This window comes from Ancylobacter amanitiformis (assembly GCF_030814815.1).
Classification (GTDB): domain Bacteria; phylum Pseudomonadota; class Alphaproteobacteria; order Rhizobiales; family Xanthobacteraceae; genus Ancylobacter; species Ancylobacter amanitiformis.
In genome coordinates, this window is record NZ_JAUSVR010000026.1 from 14,611 (window position 1) to 36,817 (window position 22,207).

The 22,207-nt window shown below is 67.0% G+C and carries 24 protein-coding genes and 1 pseudogene; 17 read left to right on the forward strand and 8 right to left on the reverse strand.

Features of this window, described 5'->3' with window-relative positions; genetic code table 11:
- Positions 1-49: 49 nt before the first annotated feature.
- Positions 50-649, reverse strand: a complete 600-nt coding sequence (locus QOZ99_RS20930) for a cytochrome P460 family protein (protein ID WP_306891933.1) — start codon at positions 647-649, stop codon at positions 50-52.
- An 844-nt stretch (positions 650-1,493) separates the two neighbouring features.
- Between QOZ99_RS20930 and QOZ99_RS20935 the strand changes: the two are divergent.
- Positions 1,494-1,739, forward strand: a pseudogene (locus tag QOZ99_RS20935) (IS481 family transposase); the annotation flags it as partial.
- A 7-nt stretch (positions 1,740-1,746) separates the two neighbouring features.
- Here QOZ99_RS20935 and QOZ99_RS20940 read toward each other — a convergent pair.
- From QOZ99_RS20940 to QOZ99_RS20950, 3 genes are all read right to left on the reverse strand, one after another.
- On the reverse strand, positions 1,747-2,262 hold the full coding sequence (locus tag QOZ99_RS20940) for a sigma-70 family RNA polymerase sigma factor (RefSeq protein ID WP_306891934.1): 516 nt from the start codon (positions 2,260-2,262) through the stop codon (positions 1,747-1,749).
- Positions 2,263-2,443: 181 nt separating this feature from the next.
- Positions 2,444-4,030, reverse strand: a complete 1,587-nt coding sequence (locus QOZ99_RS20945) for an amidase (RefSeq protein ID WP_306891935.1) — start codon at positions 4,028-4,030, stop codon at positions 2,444-2,446.
- A gap of 92 nt (positions 4,031-4,122) precedes the next feature.
- On the reverse strand, positions 4,123-5,556 hold the full coding sequence (locus tag QOZ99_RS20950) for a sigma-54 interaction domain-containing protein (protein ID WP_306891936.1): 1,434 nt from the start codon (positions 5,554-5,556) through the stop codon (positions 4,123-4,125).
- Between the two features lie 189 nt (positions 5,557-5,745).
- Between QOZ99_RS20950 and QOZ99_RS20955 the strand changes: the two genes are divergently transcribed.
- From QOZ99_RS20955 to QOZ99_RS21005, 11 genes are all read left to right on the forward strand, one after another.
- Positions 5,746-6,123 (forward strand): DUF485 domain-containing protein, encoded by a 378-nt coding sequence (locus tag QOZ99_RS20955; RefSeq protein WP_306891937.1) that lies wholly within the window; start codon positions 5,746-5,748, stop codon positions 6,121-6,123.
- Positions 6,120-7,670, forward strand: a complete 1,551-nt coding sequence (locus QOZ99_RS20960) for a solute symporter family protein (RefSeq protein ID WP_306891938.1) — start codon at positions 6,120-6,122, stop codon at positions 7,668-7,670. Before QOZ99_RS20955 ends, QOZ99_RS20960 begins: the two co-directional genes overlap by 4 nt.
- A gap of 13 nt (positions 7,671-7,683) precedes the next feature.
- On the forward strand, positions 7,684-8,454 hold the full coding sequence (locus tag QOZ99_RS20965) for a haloacid dehalogenase type II (RefSeq protein ID WP_306891939.1): 771 nt from the start codon (positions 7,684-7,686) through the stop codon (positions 8,452-8,454).
- 10 nt (positions 8,455-8,464) lie between these two features.
- Positions 8,465-9,004 (forward strand): HPP family protein, encoded by a 540-nt coding sequence (locus QOZ99_RS20970; protein ID WP_306891940.1) that lies wholly within the window; start codon positions 8,465-8,467, stop codon positions 9,002-9,004.
- Positions 9,005-9,143: 139 nt separating this feature from the next.
- On the forward strand, positions 9,144-10,274 hold the full coding sequence (locus QOZ99_RS20975; protein WP_370876906.1) for a trans-sulfuration enzyme family protein: 1,131 nt from the start codon (positions 9,144-9,146) through the stop codon (positions 10,272-10,274).
- 11 nt (positions 10,275-10,285) lie between these two features.
- The gene (locus tag QOZ99_RS20980) at positions 10,286-11,026 is read left to right on the forward strand and encodes a TIGR04282 family arsenosugar biosynthesis glycosyltransferase (protein WP_306891942.1); all 741 of its coding nucleotides are present in this window, start codon (positions 10,286-10,288) and stop codon (positions 11,024-11,026) included.
- Positions 11,023-11,778: a glycosyltransferase family 2 protein gene (locus tag QOZ99_RS20985; RefSeq protein WP_306891943.1), complete on the forward strand. Its 756-nt coding sequence runs from the start codon at positions 11,023-11,025 to the stop codon at positions 11,776-11,778. Before QOZ99_RS20980 ends, QOZ99_RS20985 begins: the two co-directional genes overlap by 4 nt.
- Positions 11,779-11,796: 18 nt before the next feature.
- Positions 11,797-12,867 (forward strand): NAD-dependent epimerase/dehydratase family protein, encoded by a 1,071-nt coding sequence (locus QOZ99_RS20990; protein ID WP_306891944.1) that lies wholly within the window; start codon positions 11,797-11,799, stop codon positions 12,865-12,867.
- Positions 12,868-12,878: 11 nt separating this feature from the next.
- Complete coding sequence (locus QOZ99_RS20995; protein ID WP_306891945.1) at positions 12,879-13,232, forward strand: DMT family transporter; 354 nt, start codon at positions 12,879-12,881, stop codon at positions 13,230-13,232.
- Between the two features lie 104 nt (positions 13,233-13,336).
- Positions 13,337-13,972 (forward strand): NrsF family protein, encoded by a 636-nt coding sequence (locus QOZ99_RS21000; protein WP_306891946.1) that lies wholly within the window; start codon positions 13,337-13,339, stop codon positions 13,970-13,972.
- 120 nt (positions 13,973-14,092) lie between these two features.
- The gene (locus QOZ99_RS21005; RefSeq protein WP_306891948.1) at positions 14,093-14,728 is read left to right on the forward strand and encodes an NrsF family protein; all 636 of its coding nucleotides are present in this window, start codon (positions 14,093-14,095) and stop codon (positions 14,726-14,728) included.
- Between the two features lie 22 nt (positions 14,729-14,750).
- Here QOZ99_RS21005 and QOZ99_RS21010 read toward each other — a convergent pair whose 3' ends face one another.
- Positions 14,751-15,317 carry a TetR/AcrR family transcriptional regulator gene (locus QOZ99_RS21010; protein WP_442320116.1) on the reverse strand — a complete coding sequence of 189 codons (567 nt, stop codon included), beginning with the start codon at positions 15,315-15,317 and terminating at the stop codon, positions 14,751-14,753.
- Between the two features lie 150 nt (positions 15,318-15,467).
- Here QOZ99_RS21010 and QOZ99_RS21015 point away from each other — a divergent pair, with 150 nt between their 5' ends.
- The 5 genes from QOZ99_RS21015 (at position 15,468) to QOZ99_RS21035 (ending at position 19,052) form a co-directional block, all read left to right on the forward strand.
- Positions 15,468-16,121, forward strand: a complete 654-nt coding sequence (locus QOZ99_RS21015; RefSeq protein WP_306891949.1) for a peroxiredoxin-like family protein — start codon at positions 15,468-15,470, stop codon at positions 16,119-16,121.
- Positions 16,122-16,175: 54 nt separating this feature from the next.
- A complete protein-coding gene (locus QOZ99_RS21020; protein WP_306891950.1) occupies positions 16,176-17,105 on the forward strand; it encodes a DMT family transporter in 930 nt (309 codons plus the stop codon).
- A complete protein-coding gene (locus QOZ99_RS21025; protein ID WP_306891951.1) occupies positions 17,102-17,806 on the forward strand; it encodes a glutathione S-transferase family protein in 705 nt (234 codons plus the stop codon). The genes QOZ99_RS21020 and QOZ99_RS21025 overlap by 4 nt, the downstream gene beginning before the upstream one ends.
- A gap of 81 nt (positions 17,807-17,887) precedes the next feature.
- Positions 17,888-18,694, forward strand: a complete 807-nt coding sequence (locus QOZ99_RS21030; RefSeq protein WP_306891952.1) for an SDR family NAD(P)-dependent oxidoreductase — start codon at positions 17,888-17,890, stop codon at positions 18,692-18,694.
- Positions 18,695-18,749: 55 nt separating this feature from the next.
- Entirely contained in the window at positions 18,750-19,052 is a 303-nt protein-coding gene (locus QOZ99_RS21035) for a putative quinol monooxygenase (RefSeq protein WP_306891953.1), read from the forward strand.
- Between the two features lie 43 nt (positions 19,053-19,095).
- Here QOZ99_RS21035 and QOZ99_RS21040 read toward each other — a convergent pair whose 3' ends face one another.
- From QOZ99_RS21040 to QOZ99_RS21050, 3 genes are all read right to left on the reverse strand, one after another.
- On the reverse strand, positions 19,096-19,314 hold the full coding sequence (locus QOZ99_RS21040) for a DUF3734 domain-containing protein (RefSeq protein WP_306891954.1): 219 nt from the start codon (positions 19,312-19,314) through the stop codon (positions 19,096-19,098).
- A 164-nt stretch (positions 19,315-19,478) separates the two neighbouring features.
- Positions 19,479-20,138, reverse strand: a complete 660-nt coding sequence (locus QOZ99_RS21045; RefSeq protein ID WP_306891956.1) for a 5'-methylthioadenosine/S-adenosylhomocysteine nucleosidase — start codon at positions 20,136-20,138, stop codon at positions 19,479-19,481.
- A 4-nt stretch (positions 20,139-20,142) separates the two neighbouring features.
- The gene (locus tag QOZ99_RS21050) at positions 20,143-22,164 is read right to left on the reverse strand and encodes a hypothetical protein (RefSeq protein ID WP_306891958.1); all 2,022 of its coding nucleotides are present in this window, start codon (positions 22,162-22,164) and stop codon (positions 20,143-20,145) included.
- Between the last annotated feature and the right edge of the window lie 43 nt (positions 22,165-22,207).

Genomic DNA, 22,207 nt, shown 5'->3' on the forward strand with positions numbered 1-22,207 from the left:
ATGTGTCCTGAGCTTGGAGCGAAACGGTAGGTATCTTGACTCGGCCGCTTCACTTGCTGAGCGGCGGGTAGCCCCGTACGTAAATCCAGTCGGTCGATTTGGCGGGAATGTGGCACCCCTGGCAGTCTGCCCGGTAATTTGTAGATGTCGTTTTCGTCGGATTATCGGCATCAAACCAGGACCAGCCCCAACCATCACCCCACAGCTTGTTCTCGGGAAATTTATCTGTGCTCGACTTCACCATCACAAACCACCCTTCAAGCTTATCCTCCCGCGAGACAGTTCCCGTAGTCATGCGGTCGGTTTTCGCCTGAAACACTTCTTTGACCAGAACAGCCCCCTCAGGGAACTTACCCGTCTTCTGATATTCATCGATAACGCCAGGAGAGGCGTACACCGTGTGAATTTGCTCGGATCCAGCGGCCTGTTTCGCGGCAACCGCCCAAGTGCCCAGATATTGATAGATGGTCCGATACTCGGCGGGCACATGAAGATTGCCCTGAGCGTCGGCGATCGAGTCTACTGTAACCGCCGTCTGCGAATCCGCGGGATGCGATAGCAACCCGGCGGCGATCCCAATGCCAACAATCAGGGAAAAGGATAGTATAAAACGTTTAATCCGCATCGTTCCCACCTGTGCCACCGCCACGATCAATATCGCCTTATTCCGCTACGAAATAATGGCCGCATCAATTAGAATTGTACATCGTAAATACAAATAGATATCGCATATGAAATTATAGTTACATATTTCTATTATTATTCATCGTAATTTTCGAAGTAAAATAAACTTACTCGACTTATGCCAAGAGAGCGCGCAATCAAATCGTCTGGTTCAATTTTAGAGTAGGACGTCCGTCCGTAGGTCCGAGTTTGGTGACCAGACGTCCAAAATTGACGGATGCGCGCGGGCGCTCCCTTGATCCCCGGCTGGCAAAAGCCCGGGCCTTTCCATGCCCGATCCGAGACGGGCCCGAGTTGCCGCCGCTGGGGATGCCCTCGTTCTGATCTGGAATCTGTCGGCGGCATGGGATGGGGAAGAGCAATTCGTCGGTGTATTTGGGCGGGAATATCAGGCTGGCGTAGACGCCCGCAATCGGGGATCGGGCAACCTGAAAGCACGTGCTTGTTGGCTGCGACGATTCTGTGGGTGCCAAAAGGACCATTGCTCCTGCCCGCCTTCAAAGCGATACGCCTTGGCCCGCCCCCGAATACGCGCTGGGGCTGCTCGACGCCGAGCCGCATATCGTCCGCATCAACCGGCTGGGCCGGGAGGGAGCGGAGGTCCGGAGCGTCGACTTTGCTCTGTAGTCTGGCCGGGCTGGCGCGCGTCGTGAACGACGGCCGCGTCGCAGTCAAAAGAACCCTCGAGGCAGAGCGTTGCGTCGGCGTTGGCAGGCGGGAAATAGGCATCTTGGCCAGCCTCTGGGCGTCGTCGGCCGATATTGGCCGGTCGGGTCTGTGTAGCCGCGCAAGGGTCGCCACCGTTCTCACCGACAACGGCATCCCAGGTCGAACGGATGAGCCGGACCATCAAGGACGCGACCGTCAAACGGTACCACTGTGACGACCATCGCCAGCTCGAACGCCACCTCGCCGACGTCGTCGCGGCCTGCAATTTCGACCGCAGGCTCAAGACCCTCAAAGGCCTCACGCCGTACGAGTTCATCTGCAAACGACGGACGATCGAGCCCGAAAAATTCAACCTCAATCCGCTCCAGCAAATGCCGGGCTCAAATATACTGGCTATCCCAGGTTTGCCTGATGCAGCGCCGCGAGAGCCTTCAGCGCCCGGTGCAAGGTCACGCGAACGCCCGTCTCGCTCATGCTCAGGCGGGCGGCGGCCTCGCGGGTCGTGCAGCCTTCAATGCTGACGGCCTGAATGACGGCGCGCTGGCGATCCTTCAGCCTGCCGATCAGGCTCCCGATCTGGATGGCGGGCAACTCGTCGACCGGCTCTTCGGCGGCCAGCACGTCGGCGAGTTCGTCGACGGGTACGGTCAGGCGGACCGAGCGGCGCAGCATGTCGATCAGCTTGTTGCGGACGATGACCGAAATCCAGGGTGAGATCGGCCGTGCAGGGTCCCATGTCCGGCGTTTCAGATGAATCGCGAGCAGCGCTTCCTGAACGACGTCCTCGGCATCGCTGACCGGCGCTCCGTATCGCGCGCAGTTCCCGCGGGCCATGGCGCGCAGGTGTGGCGTAACCGATTGCAGAAACCGGCGATACGCATCGGCATCGCCCGCCAGTGCAGCGCGCATGTCGGCGGCCCACTCACTCTCGCGATCCGCCTGTGTCACATACGTCCTCGTACGCGCTCCGCCAGCCTTTGCCGGGCTGTTTTATAATGTCCATTCTATATCTCCGGGAGGGTTGCGGCGATAGCATGACGCCATCCTTATCTGGCGTATCCGCAACCGGATCGTTTTGGCGCCGTGCGTTTCAGGGGGTCGGCCGCTCGCCGGGCAAGACCGGGGCGCGCCGCAGCCGGGTCGCCTGCTCGAAGGCATAGGCGAACGCCAGAATGGCCGCGTCGGTGTCGATCGCGGGTCCGACGATGTCGACCGCGATGGGGCGCCCATCCTCCAGGAAACCGGCGGGAACCGTGACGACCGGAAGACCCATCTCGTTGATCTCGGTGCCGACGACCTGATCGCCGAGATAGGCCAGCGTATCGCCGCCAATATCGGGCAGCGGATTGACCGAGCGGGGGAAGAAGAGGGCATCGATGCCCTTGTCGCGCAGGATCGTCTCGTACTGCGCGCGCAAGGCGCGCGCCTGCTCGATGACCGCGATCATGCCGGCATCATCGGCGCCGACATTGATGGCCGCGCTCGACAGAAGTCCGTGCAAGGGGGCGGTGGTGCCGGCGCCGATCTCGAAGCCGGCGCGCTCCCTGAAAGCTGATCGCGAGGAGGGGTTGGAGCCGCCCAAGGCGCTGAGATAGGCATCTACGCCGGCGAGATAGGAGTTTGTGGCGACGAACGAGGTTCGGCTCTCCCAGCGCGCGCGCCAGTCGGTATCGGCAAACACCACGGGTATCAGCTCCGCCCCGAGCCCTGACAGCACATCGGTCATCAGGCGATAATGTTCCGCGATCGCGGGATGCAGGTCGGGCGCCCATTGGCCAGGCTCGAACAGCCCGATCCGCGCTCCCCTCAAGGCATCGGCATTCAGGGCGGCCGCGAAATCCGGGGTGCCGGCGCGACGCGCGGTGCGGGGGTCGGCCGGCGTCGGCCCGGCGAGAACGTCCATCAGGATGGCAACATCGGCCACGGTCCTGGCAATGGGTCCCGCAACGTCGTGATGGCTGGACAGGCCCGGGAACACGCCGTCGATCGGCACCATGCCGAAGCTCGGCTTCAGGCCGACGAGGCTTTGCGCCGAGGCCGGGAACAGTATGGAGCCGGCTGTGTCGGTGCCGAGCGATGCGATGCCAAATCCGGCCGCGACTGCCGCCGCGCTCCCCGTACTCGACGCCCCCGGCGCGAAGCGCGCATCGTAGGGGTTGAGCGTGTCGCCATTATAGCTCGAATCGGCGCGCAGCCCGTCCAGGCCGAAATCGGGCAGATTGCTCTTGCCGACGATCAGCGCGCCCGCCTGCTTGAGCCTCGCGACCACGCTGGCGTCACGCTCCGGGATCAGATCGATGCCGTTGAAGACCGCGCCGGACGGGTCGAGAACCCGATCATCCGAGGCAAAGCCCGCATAACCCGCCGTGGTACGGATGCCGGCAACGTTCATATTGTCCTTGATGACGATCGGCACGCCATGGAGCGGGCCCTTTCGCACGCCGGCCTGCCGCTCGGCATCGATCTGCGCGGCATCGTCCATGAGCGCCATGTTCACGCTGATGAAGGCGTTCAGATAGGGCTCCAGCCGGGCGATCCGCGCCAGACAGGCCGCCGCGACGTCGCAAGCGGAGAAGCGCCCCTCTTGATAGCCGACTTGCAAGTCGGCGATGGTTCCGCTGATCAGGTCGATCTCGGCAGCGGGGAGCGGAAAGGCCGGAAGCCTGAGATGCCTCATGTGCGGAACGCCCTGTCGGAGGAAGCTTATCTGCCAATTAAAACGTTCGTTCTAAAAATACACAAGAGAAGATATCGACCCGCGCGGCCGCTTCAGCGCCGCGTCTCGCCCGTCCCCTTCATCTTGCGCACGATGGTGGACTGGCTCACCCCGAGATGGCGCGCCGCACCCCGGGTCGTGGAAAAGCGTTGCAGCGCGCTCTCGATAAGGGCGGCTTCAAAGCGGCGCACCTGTTCGTCGAGGCCGAGTCCGTCCAGCTCAACGCGCCCGACGCCGCGCGCCTCCGGGTGGTCGGGCCCCGCTGGCGTCGCGGCGATCCCCAGTTCCTCGGCTTCGATCACAGTGCCGGGCGACGTCACGACCAGCCGCTCGACCAGATTGCGCAACTCGCGAATGTTTCCTGGCCAGTCATAGGCGACCAGCACCAGCGCGGCGGCATGGGAAAACTGCTTGGGGGTGCGATATTGCGCGTTGAAACCGGAAAGCGCCTGGCGGACGAGGGGCAGAATATCCTCCCGCCGCTCGCGCAGCGGCGGCACCACGACCGGCACCACGTTGAGGCGGTAGAACAGATCGGCGCGAAAGGTCGAGGCCTCGACCGCGCGGGCCAGATCGCGATTGGTCGCGGCCACGATGCGAATGTCGAGCGGCATGGAGCGGGTGGAGCCGAGCCGCGCGACGGTTCGATCCTGCAGCACGTGGAGCAGCTTCACCTGCATGTCGAGCGGCAGTTCGCCGATCTCGTCGAGAAACAGCGTGCCATGATTGGCCAATTCCAGCATGCCGGGCTTGCCGTTCTTGTGCGCGCCGGTGAACGCGCCGGCCTCATAGCCGAACAGCTCGGATTCGATGAGGTCGCGCGGCAGCGCGCCGCAGTTGATCTTGATGAAGGCGGCGTTGGCGCGCGGACTCTCGCGGTGCACGAGGCGGGCGAACACTTCCTTGCCGACGCCGGACTCGCCGGTCAGCAGCACGGTGGCATCCGAGGCCGACACCCGCCGCAACAGATCGGCGATCCGCCGCGTCGCGTCGCCATGAAAAACCGGGCCGTCCGGCGGCAGGCCCTCCTGGCGCAGCTGCGCCACTTCCGTTTCCGCCCGCGCCAGATCGTGCCGGATGCGTGACAGCTCGGCCTGCAACTGGTCGAGTTCGGTCGTGTCCCGCGAGTTGATGATCACCCGCCGCACCCGCCCCTCATCGTCGAAGAGCGGCGTTCCGGTCGCGAGAATGGTCTTGCCGGTATGGGTGCGCTGTAGCGCCGTCACGCGCTGGCCGGTGGCGATGACACGCGGGGCGATGACCGGGCGGATCAGGCCGTCCGCCTCCAGCTCGACGACCAGCCGGCCGACGACATCCTCGGCCCGAAAGTCGTAATTGCGCTCGCAGCCGGGATTGACCAGCAGCGTGCGTCCCTCGCCATCGGCGACGAAGATACCGTCGAACGAATTGCGAATGATCTCGCTGAAATCACCCTCGGTCAGCGGCAGATCCGGCGCAGCCGCCGAGGGTTGAATGGGCAGGCGCATGGCACTCTTTCCGATGCAGTATCGCATCACGCGATGCAATTATGCATCTATGGGGCAAGCCAATTCATCTAACTCTTTGATATTACACATATCACGGCGGTGGCATGCAAGTTGCGGAATGCATGGCGAGCCAGATTGCGGCGCCATTCCGCAGGACAAGGCCCATAACAAGACCAAAGGAAACGCCCAATGACAATCCACTCCGCGCCGGTGCGCAAACCGGCCGTGGGGGGCTCGCCCCCTCTCGCCGTTCGCATGCCCGACTGGCATGCACGTGCCGAAGGCCCGACCTTTCGCCGGCTGATCCAGGCCAAGCGCCAGATCATCGGCTGGCTGCTCGGCGTCTCGCTCGGCTTCTTCTTCCTGACGCTGCTGCTGGCCGGCTATGCCCGCCCGTTCATGGCGGCCAAGGCCTTCGGCGCGCTGAACGTCGGCTACGTGCTGGTTATCGCCATCTATCTCGTGACCTGGGGAGCCGCCCTGCTCTACACGCTCGCGGCCCATCGCATCTTCGATCCGCTTGCCGCGACCGCGCGTGATGCCGCCACACGGGAGGGCACGCGATGAAACTGCTCTCCCTCGCCATCTTCGTGGTGATCCTCGCGGTCACCCTCGGCATCACCTATTGGGCGGCGCGGCGCACCCGCACCGTCAGCGATTTCTATACCGCGCATGGCAATCTCAGCCCGTTGCAGAACGGTTTCGCGCTGGCCGGCGACTGGATGAGCGCGGCGGCCTTTCTCGGCTTCTCCGGCCTCGCCGCGCTCTACGGCATGGACGGCTCTCTCTATGCCGCCGGCGCGCTCGTCGCCTTCCTCGCCATCCTGATGCTGGTGGCCGAGCCGATCCGCAACACCGGGCGTTTCACGCTCGGCGACGTCATCGCCTTCCGCATGCAGCGCCCGCAGGCCCGGCTTGCGGCGGTGCTGGGCACGGTGGTGGTGAGCCTGGCCTATCTGGTGCCGCAGATGGCGGGCGGGGCGGCGCTGCTCAAGCTGCTGCTCGGCGTGCCCTATGCCATCTCGATCGTCGGCGTGGGTATCGGCATGCTGGTCTATGTCGTGTTCGGCGGCATGCTGGCCACGACCTGGGTGCAGATCATCAAGGCCGTCCTGCTGCTCGGCACCGCCACCGTGCTGGTCGCCCTGCTGCTCGCGCAGTTCGGCTTCGATCCTCTCGCCGTGTTCGGCGCGGCGGAGACGCGCTACGGGCCGCAGCTCCTGGCGCCGGGCAACTATCTCAAGCACCCGCTGGATCAGCTTTCGCTCGGGCTGAGCTTTGCCTTCGGCACCGCCGGCCTGCCGCACGTCATGACCCGCTTCTATACCGTCCGCGACGCCCAGACCGCCCGGCGCTCGGCGGTGTGGCTGATGTTCCTCGCCGGTGCGTTCTTCCTCGTGACCACCCTGATCGGCCTCGGCTCGGCCGCACTGGTCGGGCAGGACGTCATCCGGGCCGCCGACAAGGGTGGCAATCTCGCCTTGCCGCTGCTGGCGCAGTATCTCGGCGGCGGTCCCGGCAGCCTTGGCGGGGAGATTTTTCTCGCCGTCGTCGTCGCCGTGGCCTTCGCGACCATCCTGGCCGTCGTGGCGGCTCTGACGCTCTCCACCTCCGGCGCGATCGCGCATGATCTTTATGTGAACGTGATGCGCGGCGGGCAGGTGGGCGAGCGCGAGCAGGTGAAGGTGGCCCGGATCGCGACGCTCGCGGTGGGCGCCTTTGCCATCCTGTTCGGCCTGCTGGCGCAGGGCATCAACGTGGCGGTGCTGGTGATCCTGGCGATTTCGATCGCGGCCAGCGCGAATTTCCCGGTCATCGTTCTGTCCCTGTTCTGGCGCCGGTTCAATACCGTCGGCGTTGTCGCGGGCATGACGGCGGGGTTGGCTTCCTCGGTGGCGCTGGCGATGCTCGGGCCGGCCTTCATGGGTGCCGACGCGCTGTTTCCGATCGTAAACCCGGCGGTTGCCAGCGTGCCGATCGGCTTTCTCGGCGCCATTCTCGGCGCGCTCCTGTCGCGGCGCGACCCGGTTTCGGAAGCGCAGTTCGATGAAGTCATCTTCCGGGCGAATACCGGCCTGCGCGACGACGCGTCGACCGGCCCCGCCCACCACTGAAATGAGACGCGACATGATCAAAGCCGTTGTTTTCGATGCCTATGGAACCCTGTTCGACGTCCAGTCGGTCGCCGACGCGACCGAGCGCGCCTATCCCGGATATGGCGAGTACATCACGCAGATCTGGCGGCAGAAGCAGCTGGAATATAGCTGGCTGCGCTCGCTCATGGGGCGCTACCAGGATTTCTGGAGCGTGACGCAGGAAGCCCTGGCCTACACGCTGAACACGCTCGGTCGCGAGCCGGACGCCGCCTTCCTCGCCGAGATGGCGGAGGCCTATAATCGGCTTCGGCCCTATCCCGACGCGGCCCAGTGCCTGAAGGACCTCGCTCCGCTCCGGCTCGCCATCCTCTCCAACGGCGCGCCGGGCATGCTGCAGCGCCTCGTCGCCAATGCCGGTATCGCCGAGCTTTTGGACGAGGTGATCAGCGTCGATTCCAAAGCGGTCTTCAAGCCGCATCCCCGCGCCTACGAGATGGTGGAGGAAGCCCTCGGGGTGAAGCCGGAGAACGTTCTGTTCGTGTCGTCCAACGGTTTCGACGTCGGCGGCGCGAAGAATTTCGGCTTCCGTGTCGCCCGCGTCGCACGTCTGCCGACGCAGAAGCTGACCCGCGAGCTCGAGGCGCGCCCGATCACGCCCCTGACCATGTTCAAGGCGCTCAGGATGCAGGAGGAGACCTACGCGGAAGCGGCGGATTTCGAGGTGGAGGCGCTCTCCCGATTGCCGCAGCTGATCCGCGCCGAACAGGCGGAATCGATGCGGACCGCGGACGACCGGGCCTGACGCGACGTCAATGCAGGGGGAAGACCGGGACAGGTTGGCGCGCCGGCGCGAGCGCATCGGCATCGCCGCCGCCGCTATGCTCGTCACGGGGGCGGTCTTCGCCCTGCACGTCGCGGCGCGGGCGTCGGGGACGGCACTTGCCGCCTTTCCCTTCGCGACGACGCTCGTCCTGGTGTGCGGCGCGCCGGGCAGCCCACCGTCGAGCAGCCGCGCCATTGTCGGCGGCCACATGATCTGCGGGGCGGTGGCGCTATGCGGCCACCAGCTCTGGCCGCACTCGGAACTTGCGACCGCCGGCATGGTGGGGGTGGCGCTGGCCCTGATGATGGCGCTGCGCTGCTTTCACCCGCCGGCGGGGATCACCCCGCTTATCGCCGCGCAGTTCGACCCGGACTGGAGCTTCCTGCTCTGGCCGGTGTTGAGCGGCGCCCTGCTGGCGGCGCTGCTGGCGCGCAGCCTGGAGGCGCTCCGGCTTTTCCGGCGCGTCGGCGATGCCAACCAGTTGCCGCCCTCGCCGTCCTCGCCCGACCCGGGCGGCTCGCAAAATTAGAGCCGGGCTGTAACGAAGCCGCCTTTGCCTGCGTAGAGAAGACATCATGCATCCGACCGTCGGCCGGACCGCATCACGTTTGGCTCCGACTGCTCCACCGATCGCAGGTTCCATGGACGACCGTCCCTCCCGCCGATTTATGCCCCGCACCGTGGCTACCCGCGCGCTTGGCGTCGGGCGGCCGCCCTCGACCGCGCTGACGCCCTCGATCGACATGAGTACGACCTATGCGCGGGACCCCGACAATGGCTACAGCTCGGGCCACGTCTATGGCCGCAAGGACAATGCCACGGTCCAGCAGGCCGAGCGGCAGATCGCCGAGCTCGAACATGCGCGTGACGCCCTGCTGTTCGGTTCGGGAATGGCGGCGGCTGTTGCCGTCTTCACGGCCCTGCCGCCGACCCACATCGTGGCGCCGCGCGACATGTATTGGGGTCTGCGCGTATGGTTGCAATCGGCCCATCGCCACGGCCACGAGGTGAGCTTCGTCGACATGTCGAGGCTCGACGAGGTTCGATCCAGCCTTCGCCCCGGCAGGACCGGGCTGGTCTGGATCGAGACGCCGAGCAATCCGCTATGGACCGTGACCGACATCGCCGCCGTGTCCGATCTCGCCCACCGGGCCGGGGCGATGGTGTGCGCCGATTCCACCGTGGCGACGCCGGTGCTCACCAACCCGCTCCTCTTCGGGGTCGACATCGTGATGCACTCCGCCACGAAATATCTCAACGGCCATTCGGATGTGGTCGCGGGCGCCTTGGCCAGCGCCGATCGTTCGGAGCTCTGGCTGCGCATCAAGGACACGCGCGACCAGCAGGGCGCCGTACTCGGCTCGTTCGACGCCTGGCTGCTGACGCGGGGGCTGCGCACCCTCGACCTGCGCGTGAAGGAGCAGAGCCGCAGCGCCGCCTGGATCGCCGAGCGGCTGCTCGGACACCCCGCGGTCAGCGCCGTCCTTTATCCCGGCCTGCCGGACCATCCCGGCCACGCGATCGCCAAACGCCAGATGCCGGGCGGCTTCGGCGGCATGCTGTCCCTGCGCCTGCGCGACGGGGCCGCTGCAGCCATCGCCGCCGCCGCCCAGGTGCAGCTGTGGCGCCGGGCGACGTCCTTCGGCGGCATCGAGAGCCTCATCGAACATCGCGCCTCGATCGAGGGGGAGGGCTCGCCCTGCCCGGACGACCTGCTGCGGCTGTCCGTCGGCCTTGAAGACCCCAATGACCTCTATCGCGACCTTGCCGACTCGCTCGACCTTCTGACCCGCACGTGAGGACACGCATCATGTCGACTGTCGCCGTGGCCATCATCTGCAAGACGCCCGCGCCCGGCAAATCCAAGACCCGCCTGTCGCCGCCCCTGCGCCCCGAGGAATGCGCGGAAATCTCCGCCTGCTTCATCGCCGACCTTTCCGCCACCATCGCGGCGCTTACCGCCGAGGGCGATGCGCAGGGCTATGCCGTCTACACGCCGGCAGGAACGGAAGCCGCGCTGACCCGACTGCTCCCGCTCGATTTCGGGCTGGTGCTGCAGGGCGAAGGCGATCTCGGCCAGCGGCTCGACAAGGGGATCGCCGACCTGCTGGCGCTGGGACATGCAGGAGCCATCCTTATCAATTCCGACAGCCCGACCTTGCCGAAGGCGCTGCTGCGGGAGGCTGTCGAAGCGCTCAAGAGCGGCGACCGGGTCGTGCTGAGCCCGGCGCTGGACGGCGGCTACACCTTCATCGGCCTCTCCCGTCCGCATCCGCAGCTGTTCGCGGACATGCCGTGGAGCACGCCGGAGGTGCACCGCCTGACGCTGGAGCGTGCCCACGACATCGCGCTGCCCGTCGTCGAGCTCGCGCCCTGGTACGATGTCGACGACGCCGCATCCTATGCGCTGCTGGAGCGGGAACTGGATGGGCTGCCGCTGAGCTTCGCGCCGGCTGACCTCGCGCGCCAGCCCGCAGCGCGTACCGCCGCCTTCGTGCGCCGCCGCCGCGCCGCCGCTTCCGCGCTTCCCGCGCAGGCAGGTGCGGCATGACGGAGCGGCGCGCGCTTGGAAACGTCGCGGTCGTCATTCCCTGCCTCGACGAGGAGGAAGCCATCGCGGCGGTCGTGCGCGAGGCGCTGGCCGAGGGCGTCGGCGAGGTGATCGTCGTCGACAACGGCTCGCGCGACGACACGGCCGGGCAAGCGGCGGCGGCTGGGGCGCGGGTGGTGTCGCAGCCGCTGCGAGGCTATGGCCGCGCCTGTGCCGCCGGGCTCGCCGCCGTCGGTCCCGAGACCGACATCGTCTGTTTCCTCGACGGCGACGGCAGCGACGTACCCGCCTTCCTGCCCACCGTGGTGGAGCCGGTGGCGGCCGGCACGGCGGATTTCGTCATGGGGTCGCGGCTGCGCGGACAACGCGAACCCGGCTCCATGACGCCGCAGCAACTCGTCGCCGGCCGGCTCGCGGGCGTGCTCCTGCGCATCACCTATGGTGTGCGTTTCACCGACATGTCGCCGCTGCGGGCGATGCGGACCGATCGCCTCGTCGCGCTCGGCATGCGCGAGCAGACCTATGGCTGGAACCTCGAAATGCAGATGCGCGCGGCGGGCGCCGGCCTGCGGTGCCTCGAAGTGCCGGTCGACCATCGCTGCCGGCGCGGGGGGCAGTCCAAGGTCTCCGGCAATCTCGCGGCCGGGCTGAGTGCGGCCTGGAAGATATCCACCACCTTCATACGCCTGGCGTGGCACCAGCGCGCGGGGCGCAGTCCCGAGCCGGCGGTGGTTCCCGTGGCGCGGCGCTGACCGATCAGGGAGAAAGTCATGCACATCCTCCTCACCGGGGCCGCCGGCTTCATCGGCCGGCACGTGCTCGAGCAGCTTCTCGCGCATGGTCACGAGGTGCGCGCGCTCGATTCGATGCGGCCGGACGTGCACCGTTCCGGCACCGCGTGGACGCCTCCTCGCGGTGTCGAGGCGCTGGTGGGGGACGTGCGTGACAGGGCGTTCGTGTCGCGGGCGGTAAGCGGCGTCGATGCGGTCATCCACCTTGCCGCCAAAGTGGGCCTCGGCGTCGATCTCGACGACATGCCGGACTATGCGTCCTCCAATGATGTCGGCACCGCCGAACTTCTGGCGGGGATGGCGCGCGCGGGCGTCTCGCGGCTGACACTGGCGAGTTCCATGGTGGTCTATGGCGAGGGCTTCGGCCGCTGCCCCGCGCATGGCTCCGTGAGGCCCGGTCCACGGCTCGAAAGCGCGCTCGCCGCCGGCGATTTCGAGCCGCCCTGCCCGATCTGCGCCCTCGCCCTCGCCGTCGGGCTGGTGGATGAGGAGACACCCTTCGATCCCCGCAACGCCTATGCGACCAGCAAGGCGGCACAGGAATTCTACGCCGCCAACTGGGCGCGGGCGGCGGGCGGCTCAGCGGCGATGATGCGCTACCATAATGTGTACGGTCCCGGCATGCCGCGCGACACACCCTATGCCGGTGTCGCCTCCATCTTCACCTCCGCGCTGCGGCGCGGCGAGGCGCCGCGTGTGTTCGAGGACGGGCGGCAACGACGCGACTTCGTGCATGTGCGGGACGTCGCGGCTGCGACCGTGCGTGCCTGCGAGCGGCATGTCGAGGGTGTCCGGGCCTATAATGTCGGTTCGGGCATTCCGCGCACCGTGGGGGATATGGCGCTGGCGCTGGCGTTGGCCCTGCACGGACCGGCGCCTGTGGTGACCGGCCAGTACCGGCTCGGCGACGTCCGTCACATAACGGCCGACTCGTCCCGGCTGCGGCGCGAACTCGGCTGGGCGCCGGCGGTCGATTTCGCCGACGGCATGACCGAGCTGGCGGCTCTGTCGGTGGAGCAACCGGCGCGACCGCGCGTGGCAGCAGGATGACGCGTGCGGCCTTGATCGCCCTGATTCTCGCCAGCGTAGCGCTCAACGCGCTCGCGCAGATACTGCTGCGGATAGGTGCACGATCTGCCGCCCAATCGGGGAATGGTTCGGTGCTCGCCGGATTCGTGGATCTGGCATTTCGCCCCGCCATTCTGGCGGGGCTGGCCTGCTATGGATTCAGCCTGCTGACGTGGCTCTACGTGCTGGGCCGCATCGAGGTCTCCTTTGCCTATCCTTTTCTCGCGCTCGGATTCGTGCTGGTGGCGCTGGCGGGTTGGCAGTTGCTCGGGGAGCCGATGTCGCCCGCCCGCGCAACGGGAATCGGCGTTATCCTCGTCGGCGTGCTCATATTGGCGCGGAGCTAGCGGGATTTCGTCGCTGAGCCTATCTAGGTGATCTGCCGAAATCCTCTGAGACATCGCGAAGGCTCGGGTGGGAAGGAACCATCCGCGCATCGGGAGTGCGAAACATGAAGACGGACGATCTCATCGATCTGCTCGCGAAGGACGCAGCGCCGCAATGGCCGTTCCGCACGCTGTACATCGCCGCGCTTTGCTGCGGCATCGTCCTCGCCGGCGTGCTGTTCTTCACGATGGTCGGTCTGCGGCCGAACTTCGCGCAGGCGGCCGAGACGCTCCGTTTCCCGCTCAAATTCGTACTGATGCTGCCATTGGCGATAGGCGCGGCGGGAGTGACGTTGGCGACGGCGCAACCAGCCGCGGACAGTGGCATCTGGGGCTGGCTTCTCGGTGCGGCGTTGGCACTTGCGGCCGGCGCGATCGCAAGTGAACTCTATGTGCTTCCGCCCGAGCTGTGGATGACCAATCTGGTCGGCCATAACGCTGCTTTCTGCCTGCGGACCATCCCCATGCTGGCCGCGGGGCCCCTGCTGTGCCTGCTGTTCGTGCTTCGCCGGGGCGCGCCGACCCACCCCGGTCGCACCGGGGCATGGGCCGGATTGGCGGCAGGCGCGATCGGTGCGACCTGGTATGCGGCGCATTGCCCGGATGACAGCCCGCTCTTCGTCGCCGTCTGGTACAGCCTGGGCATATTGATGATGACGCTTGCCGGCTATGTGAGCGGCCGTCACCTGCTGCGCTGGTAGCCGCGTCGTTCGCGCAACGCCCGCCATCGGCCCCGTCCTCACGTGAGCCGCCGACGGGACTGTAACGAAAGCGCACGGTTCTACGTATCTCCTGGCATGAGAGCGACGTGGGAGGCTGATGTGAAGACCGATGAACTCATCGAGCTTCTGGCGCAGGACGCCGCCCCATCCTGGCCCTATCGCGCCGTCTTCCTGGTGGCGGCGATCGGCGGCGTGGTGATGTCGGCCCTGGTGTTCCATTCGTTCATCGGGGTTCGTCCCGATTTCGACCGTGCGCTGGAAACGGTCCGGTTTCTTTTCAAGTTTGTGCTCACGATCGCGCTTGCCGTGGGAGCCACCGGCCTCGCTTTGACGATGTCCCGCCCCGGCGCGCGGCGCGGCCGGTCGCTGAAGGCGCTGGCTGTCGCTCCCGTGCTGATGGCGGGCGCGGTTGCCCTCGAACTGGCGGTGCGTCCATCCGGAACATGGGAGGCGAGCATGATCGGCCACAATGCCCGGTTCTGCCTCACCCTCATCCCGTTGCTCTCGCTGGCGCCGCTCATCTGTCTCATCGCCGCGCTGCGCCACGGGGCGCCCACCCAGCCGGGCCTGACGGGCGCCGTCGCCGGCCTCGGCGCCGCCGCCATCGCCGCCACGTTCTATGCCGCCAATTGCGACGACGACAGCCCGCTCTTCGTGGCCTTGTGGTATCCTATGGCCTTCGCGCTGGTGGCGGCGGCGGGCTGTGGCCTCGGCCGCCGCTTCCTGACATGGTGACACGAGCGGCGATCGCGTGGCTCTATGCGGCCCGATCCGCGCCGCCGTCGAGAAGGGCGAACGCGCCGCCAATCACGCCCTCGAGCGTCGCGCGTTCCGGCCGCACCCGGGCGAGCACGCGCACGCCCATCAGCACGCCGAGCAAATGGCGGGCGAGATCCTCGGCGGTCAGGGAACTGGTGATGGTGCCGTCGGCCTGCCCGGCGGCAACGCGTCCGAGGAAGAAGGCTTCAATCCGCGCGAGGACGTCGGCCACGTCGCCGTTGAACGCCGCGTCGAGCGGCGTCACTTCCAGCGCGGCATTGACCAGCATGCAACCCTTGTGTTCCTCGTCGCTCAGCGAGCGCGTGAGTATCTCCGCGAAGAACGCCCCGATCGCCGCGCGCGGTGCCATGCCCTCGCAGCGCCGGATGCGATCCGCGATGCTGCCCTGAACATAGTGGGCAAGCGCCTTGCGGTAGAAGGCCCGCTTGTCGCCGAACGCGTTGTAGATGCTGGCCCCGGTCAAGCCTGTGCTCTCGATGAGGTCGCGGACCGACGTCGCCTCATAGCCGCGACTCCAGAAGCAATGGACGGCGGCATCGAGCACCGCTCCCTCATCGAATTCCCTCGGTCTGGCCATTCTTTCGTCCGTCCGTTCGCTCTGCGGGCACCTTGCCATCATTCGCGCATGAGCGCATTATAGAACGATCGAACTAAAATGCGAACGCCCGCCCGATCGAGAGCCGAAGGACACCCGATGTCTCTGGACCACGACCTCGCGGCGCTGAGGGCCGAGTTCGCGCGTACCGCACCAGAGGGCCGTCCGGCGCTCTACGCGGCCAAGATCGAGGCGTTGCGCGCCAGCTTCGCTGTCGACGAGGCCATCGGCGTGGGCGATGAGGCGCCCGATTTCACGCTTCCGAGCGCGGCCGGCGGCGGTGTGACGTTGGGCGAGCTTCTGCGGTCCGGCCCGGCGGTGGTCACCTTCTACCGGGGGGGCTGGTGTCCCTATTGCAACCTCCAGCTTCGCGCCTATCAGGCCATCCAGCCGCAGATCGCGGCACTCGGCGCCCGCCTCGTCGCCGTTTCGCCCCAGCTGCCGGACGGGTCGCTCGATGTCGCGGCGAGCAACGCGCTGACCTTCGATGTTCTGAGCGATGTGGGAAATCAGGTCGCGCGCCGTTACGGCCTTGTCTTCGCCCTTCCCGGGGAATTGCGCGACGCTCTGCGGTCGAACGGCAAACTCCTGCCCGAGATCAATGGGGACGACAGCTGGGAATTGCCGGTACCCGCCACTTATGTGGTCGGCCAGAACCGGCGTGTGGCGGCGGTGGGGCTCGACATCGATTATCGAAACCGGATGTCGCCCGAGATGCTCGTGGCGTCCCTGCGCGCGCTGTCGCGGGGCTGAACCATGCCGGGCTCCCGGTCATCGGCCGCGCGTCGGGACACCCATCGGTCTCGCGTGCCCTCCTTTACCCCCCATCGAATCGCCGGCCTGCTCTGGGCGGCGCTGACGGTTGCGATCTTCTCCGGCTGGTTCGTGGTGACACGGTTCAGCGTCACCCGCGAACTCGGCATCTGGGATATTGCGGCGCTCCGCTTCGGGATCGGCGCGCTGATCCTGTCGCCGGTCATATTCGGCAAGGGCAGAACCCTGCCTCGCGCGGCCTGGGGCGAGGGCTTCGTTTTCGCCCTGCTATGGGGCCTGCCCTTCGTCCTGCTCGTGGCGCTGGGCATTCAGCTGACATCGGCAGGACGGGCCGCCGCGGTCGCGCCAACCCTCATGCCGGTTTTTGCCGGCCTCATCGGCTGGGCGATGTTCAGGCAACGCCCGACACCGCCGCGCTTCACCGGCTACGCCGCGATCGCCGCCGGCCTCGCCGGTCTGCTCGCCATCAACCCGAGCGGCGACGGCCTGCGCAGCATGGCGGGGTTCGCGGCCCTGAGCGCCGCGGCGGGCATGTGGGCGATCTACACGCTTCTGTTCAGCCGGAGCGGACGCACCCCGATTCAGGCCGCCGCGCTGATCTGCCTCTGGTCCTCGGCCCTGCTGCTGCCGGTCTATCTCGGGTCGGGATTCAGTCGCTTCGGGCTTGCGTCGGCGAGCGAGATTGCCCTCCAGGCGGGTTATCAGGGCGTGCTGATGAGCGCGGTGGCGGTGGTCACCTTCAATCGTGCCGTCTCGCGGCTCGGCGCGGGAGCCGCCGCCGCCATCATCGCGCTGGTGCCGGCCGGCGCCTCGCTGCTCGCCGTGCCCCTGCTCGGGGAAATGCCCTCACTGATGGAGGCCGCAACCATCGCCCTCATCATCGCCGGGGTGGTGCTCGCGTCGCGCCCGACCCCGAAACCGCCTGCGCCTGCGATTCCGCGAACAGAAGGAAGCCTCCAATGATCCGCTTCTACTTCCACCCGACGCCTAACCCGATAAAGATCGCGCTGTTTCTCGAAGAGGCGGGTCTTCCCTATGAGATGGTCCCGGTCGACACCAGCAGGGGCGAGCAGCACATGCCGCCGTTTCGGGCGATCAACCCCAACGGCAAGGTGCCGGCCATCGTCGATACGGAAGGCGCAGGCGGGCGGGAGATAGCCGTCTTCGATTCGACCGCCATCCTGCTCTATCTGGCGGAAAAGACCGGCGCCTTCCTTGGCCGGCCAGAAGACCGGCCGGAGATGCTGTCCTGGCTCATGTTCCTCGGCAGTGGGCTCGGGCCGTTCTCGGGCCAGGCGGTCCATTTCCAGTTCGCCGCGCCGGAAGGCGAGGCGTATTCCAAGAACCGCTACCGGCGCGAAGCCGAGCGCCATTATCAGGTGCTGAATGACCGTCTGGCTGGACGGAAATTCATCATGGGGGATGATTATACCATCGCGGATATGTCGGCATGGGGGTGGCTCGCCCGTGCGGGGCGGGTGCGCAAGGGTGAGGACGACCCGCTCGGTCCCTTCCCCCACCTCAAGCGGCTGTTCGAGACGATTGACGCACGGCCGGCCGCCGCGCGTGCCCGCGAGGTCGGCAAGGATCACCCGTTCAAGATGACCAGCGACGAGGAAACGAGGCGCGCCCTATTTCCGTCGAACTATCCGCCCGCCGCGTGAAGGGTTCGGGCCGGCCACAGGGTTCGACGCACCAGCGCGCGTCCTCAAACCCCAGATCCATGACAATCAAGCGGTGAGGCCATGAAGATTGAAAACAAGCGCGTTCTGATCACAGGCGGCTCCAGCGGCATCGGGCTTGCCCTTGCCGGCGCCCTGCTCGCGCGGGGAGCGCAGGTCGCCATCAGCGGTCGGCGGGCTGACCGCATCGCGCAGGCCCTGCAGGAGTTGAAGGCGCAGGGCTTCAGCGCCCACGGCATTGTCGCCGACGTGGCCTCGGCAGAAGGCCGGGCCGCGACGCTCAACGGGGCACTCGCTGCCCTTGGCGGTCTCGATGTCCTCGTCAACAATGCCGGCGGCGTCCGTGCCGGACGGCTCGAGAATACGCCCGAGGCGGAACTCCAGGCGATGATCGACGTCGATCTCGTGGCGCCGATCCTGCTGACCCGCGCCGCCTTGCCGGCGCTGCGGGAGAGTGGCAATGCGACGGTCGTCAATGTCGCCTCCGGCATCGCCCTGATCGGCGCGCCCTTCTATGCCACCTACGCCGCCGTGAAGGCCGGCCTCGCGCGCTTTGGCGAATCGCTTCGGCGCGAGCTGAAGGGCGAGGGCATCCACGTGCTCACCGCCTATCCCGGCGGAACCGACACGCCGATGATGGCATCGAACCGCGCCGGCCCCGACCTCGGCTTTGCCCGCGAGCCGGCTTCCGCTGTCGCCGAGGCGATTGCCGACGGTCTCGAAACGGATGCCTTCGAGGTCATTCGCGGCGGCGAGATCCGCGCGCAGATGATCACCTTGAACCGTGAAAATCCCGCAGCGATCGACGAACGGTTTCTTGGGCTGAAGGCGGCACTGGAAGAGGCCGTGCGGGATCACTCGGCACTATGAAAGGTGCGCTCGAAGGGTCTCTGCCCTTCGCGCCAGAGCTTCTTGGAGGACTATCATGACCAGCATGTCGCTCTATGTGGAACTCAAGGCACGGCCGGGCAAGGAGGAAGTTGTCGCTGCCTTTCTTGCCGGCGCCCGCACCCTTGTGGAGGCTGAACCTGGCACCATTGCTTGGTTCGCGGTGCGTTTCGACAGCGATACCTTCGCCATCTTCGACGCCTTCGACGACGAGACGGGACGCGAGGCCCATCTTGCCGGACAGGTGGCCGCCGCGCTCATGGCGCAGGCCGACGATCTGCTGGCGACGCCCCCGGTGATCCGCAAAGGCAGCGTTCTCGCGGACAAGCTGCCGGCATGAGAAGACGGGCCATCCGCGTGCCGGATGGCCCGTCCGCTTCTCGCTATTCGTGTAGAATCAGGCCCGCGAGCGGATCATGCTCCTCGCGCCAGATGCCCCGCGCGATCGCGGCGCGCGTATCGGCATAGCCCGCGTTCCATCTCGGCCTCAGGCTGGCGGCGCTGAAGAGGGCGCCGCCCCCCTGCAGCACCAGGGCGGTCTGGCCGACGGAATCCCCGATCGACGCCGAGGGGGGCGTGCCGGCAGGGCGTGGATGATCCATTCTGCAAGATCCCGAGTAACGATTGCGCCGGGAAAGCGGACATCTTCCGAGCTGCTCCGGATTTCTATGGAGGCCCTGTCATGTCTTCGGCGAAGCGTTTCTGAAAATTACATGTCTCCCATATTCGTGATGGCCATCGAACACTGTTGGATCAACTTCCGGGTCTAGGAAAACGTCCGATTTCCGACGGACCTGTCGCCAATCTGCCGCGAGAACACGTCGAGCGCACTGGCGAGCCTGTGGTCGATGACCTCCAGATATTCCGTCCAGTCCTCGAAGCCCGCGAGCGCGCGACGGCCATCGCTGATGCCGCGCAGTCCGATGGTCGGCACGCCGAAGCGCCGGGCGGCGCGGAGCACGGCGAAGCTCTCCATATCGACCATGTCGGCATCGATGGCCGCGTAGCTCGCGCCCGACACGATCGACGCGCCGGTAGCCAGCGAGGCGGTGGGGACGCCCTCGATGCGATAGGCGATCGGAATATGCGCCGGCTCGTCGAGAAACGGGGTCACACCCTTCTCGAAGCCAAGGGGTGAGGCGTCCATGTCCCGATAACTGACACTGGCCATCTGATAGATGCCGGCATGATCGAGCCGCTGCGAGCCGGCGGAACCAAGGGTGAATACGACGTCCGGCAATTGCCCGGCATGGTCGAGCCGCGCCAGTGCCGCAGCCGTCGCCACCGCCGCCTCGACCGGCCCGACGCCGCAGATCAGCGGATGGATCCGCGCCCGCAGCGCGGGTCCGTATTCATGCGTCGTCGCCATGACGAAGAGCACGCGCGCCTGCGCGATGGAAAGAATGTGCTGGCGGGGATCGTCCATGGCGTTATTGGCTGCCCTGCGGCGTGGTGGAAGGTGCCGGATAGCTGGTATTGCGGGTGGTGACATAGACCCGCCACGCCTCCGGTTCGGTTTCGACCAGGCGATAGAGCGGGCTGCCCGCGAACGGGTCACGCGCCCAGGCGCCGTCGCGGGCGGTGAGCAGGACGACATCGCAGCCATAGGTCTCGGCCAGAGCACGCAGATCCTCGGCCGATCCCTCGCCTGCGAAAACCCTCAGGAACCGGTCGGAAATCTCGCCGCGCCGTTGCTGCGAGAGCGGCGCGAAGGCAATCGCCAGTTCGTTGCCGGCGAAACAGGAGCGGCGATCGGCCAGCAGCGCCCAGGAGATGTTGACGGGCCACGGCGTCATGGTGGCGAACAGCGCGGGATTGTTCGCCACCCGCGCCTCCGCCGGCGCATGCCGCCGCACCGCCGCCCACATGGCCGGCGCGCGCGCGAACCATGCGGCGTCGGGCGACACCTCGCCCCGCGCATTGCCGGCGGCGATGACAACCCCGCCTATGAGGCTCGCCGCGAAGCCGGCGAGCGCGAGTCCGGCCACGACCCGGCCGCGCTGTGCCAAGAGGCGCGCGAGACCCGCTGCGGCCGCGACCGTCAGCACCATGAGTCCCGGCAGCACCGCGCGCCATCCGAGGTCGTTATTGTCGCCGACCGTACTGACCAGCAGCCAGCTTGAGGCAAGGCTGACCAGCGTCAACATCCCGAGTGCCCGCGCCTCGCGGCCTGAAAGCGTGCGCGCATGACGCCGCGAGGCCAACCGCCAGAGCGCCACCGCGCCGACGGGATAGATCAGCGGGAATTCGACCACCAGCAGCACCAGCCAATAGGCCGGAAGATCGAGAAGCCGACCGAAGCGCCCGGCGGCATTCTCGGCGAGAACCGGAAAGGGGGAGATCGCGACGGGGCTGCCACCACCGCGCATCACCCCAGCGTGATATTGCTCGACCAGAAGCGGAGCGGCGAGCAGCAGCGCCAGAGCGGCCGCGCCCAGCGCGGCGAGAAGAAAGAGTGGCAGGCCGCCCTCGGGGACGCTGCGCAGCAGCAGGGGCAGCAGCGCCAGCATGGCGAGGGCGAGCACGAGGCCGCCGACCCAGATCGAGCTCTGATACGCGCCGGCGACCACCAGCCCCAGCACGAGCGCCGTCAGCACCCGCGGATTCGCCGCCAGCCGTACCGCCAGCAGCGTGGCGATCACCAGCGCGCCGGCGGCCGCGACATGATGGGGGCTCCAGCTCGACTGGAACAGCCAGCCGGCAAAGCCGGTGGCCGGGCGCAGGACGCCGGCGAGCCGGTCTTCACCGATCGCGGCTTCCAGCACCGGGCGGAGCGACCCTGTGACACATAGTGCGATGGCGAGCGCCGGCGCCAGCGGGGAGCGCGCGAACCGCAGCGCCAGCCCCGCCATCAGCGTCAGCGTCGAGAACGCCGTGAACCAGCTCGCCGCCGCATCGGCCTCCCACCCACGGGCACCCGTGAGACCAGCAAGCTGGGCGGCCCCGAAGTGCCAGAGATAGTAATAGGCAACGCCGGCGCGCTCGCCGGGCGGCCCATAGAACGGATTGACCGGCGGCATGCCGTCACGGACCATCGCGTCGATCAGCGCGATCTTGGAATGATCGAAGATGGCCGGCGCCAGCGCGATGCCCGCTTGCGTCTCCTTCGGCACCACGGCCATTGCCGGCAGCAGCGCCACAATGGCGGCGGCGAGGAAGACCCAGAACGGCATGGTCGGTGTGTCGTCGGGCGGCTCGACGACACGCCTGTTGCTCAGCAACCAGCCGCCACTTATCAGGGCCAGTGCGCCCAGGGTTCCGACGAGCGGGCTGCCGGCCCAGCGCGAGATTTCAAGCGCCAGAGCGTTCTGCACGGTCCAGCCGAGAACCGGCGCCAGCGGCAGCGCCAGGGCACGACGGATGCCGAGCGCGCGCGCCAACCCATAGCCGGCGCCCGTCCACAGGACGAGGCCGACGGCGGCGGCAAGGAAGGCCGATCCGAACGAGAACATCACGGCTTCACGGTCGCGCGGCCGGGGCCGCTCCGATGCGCGG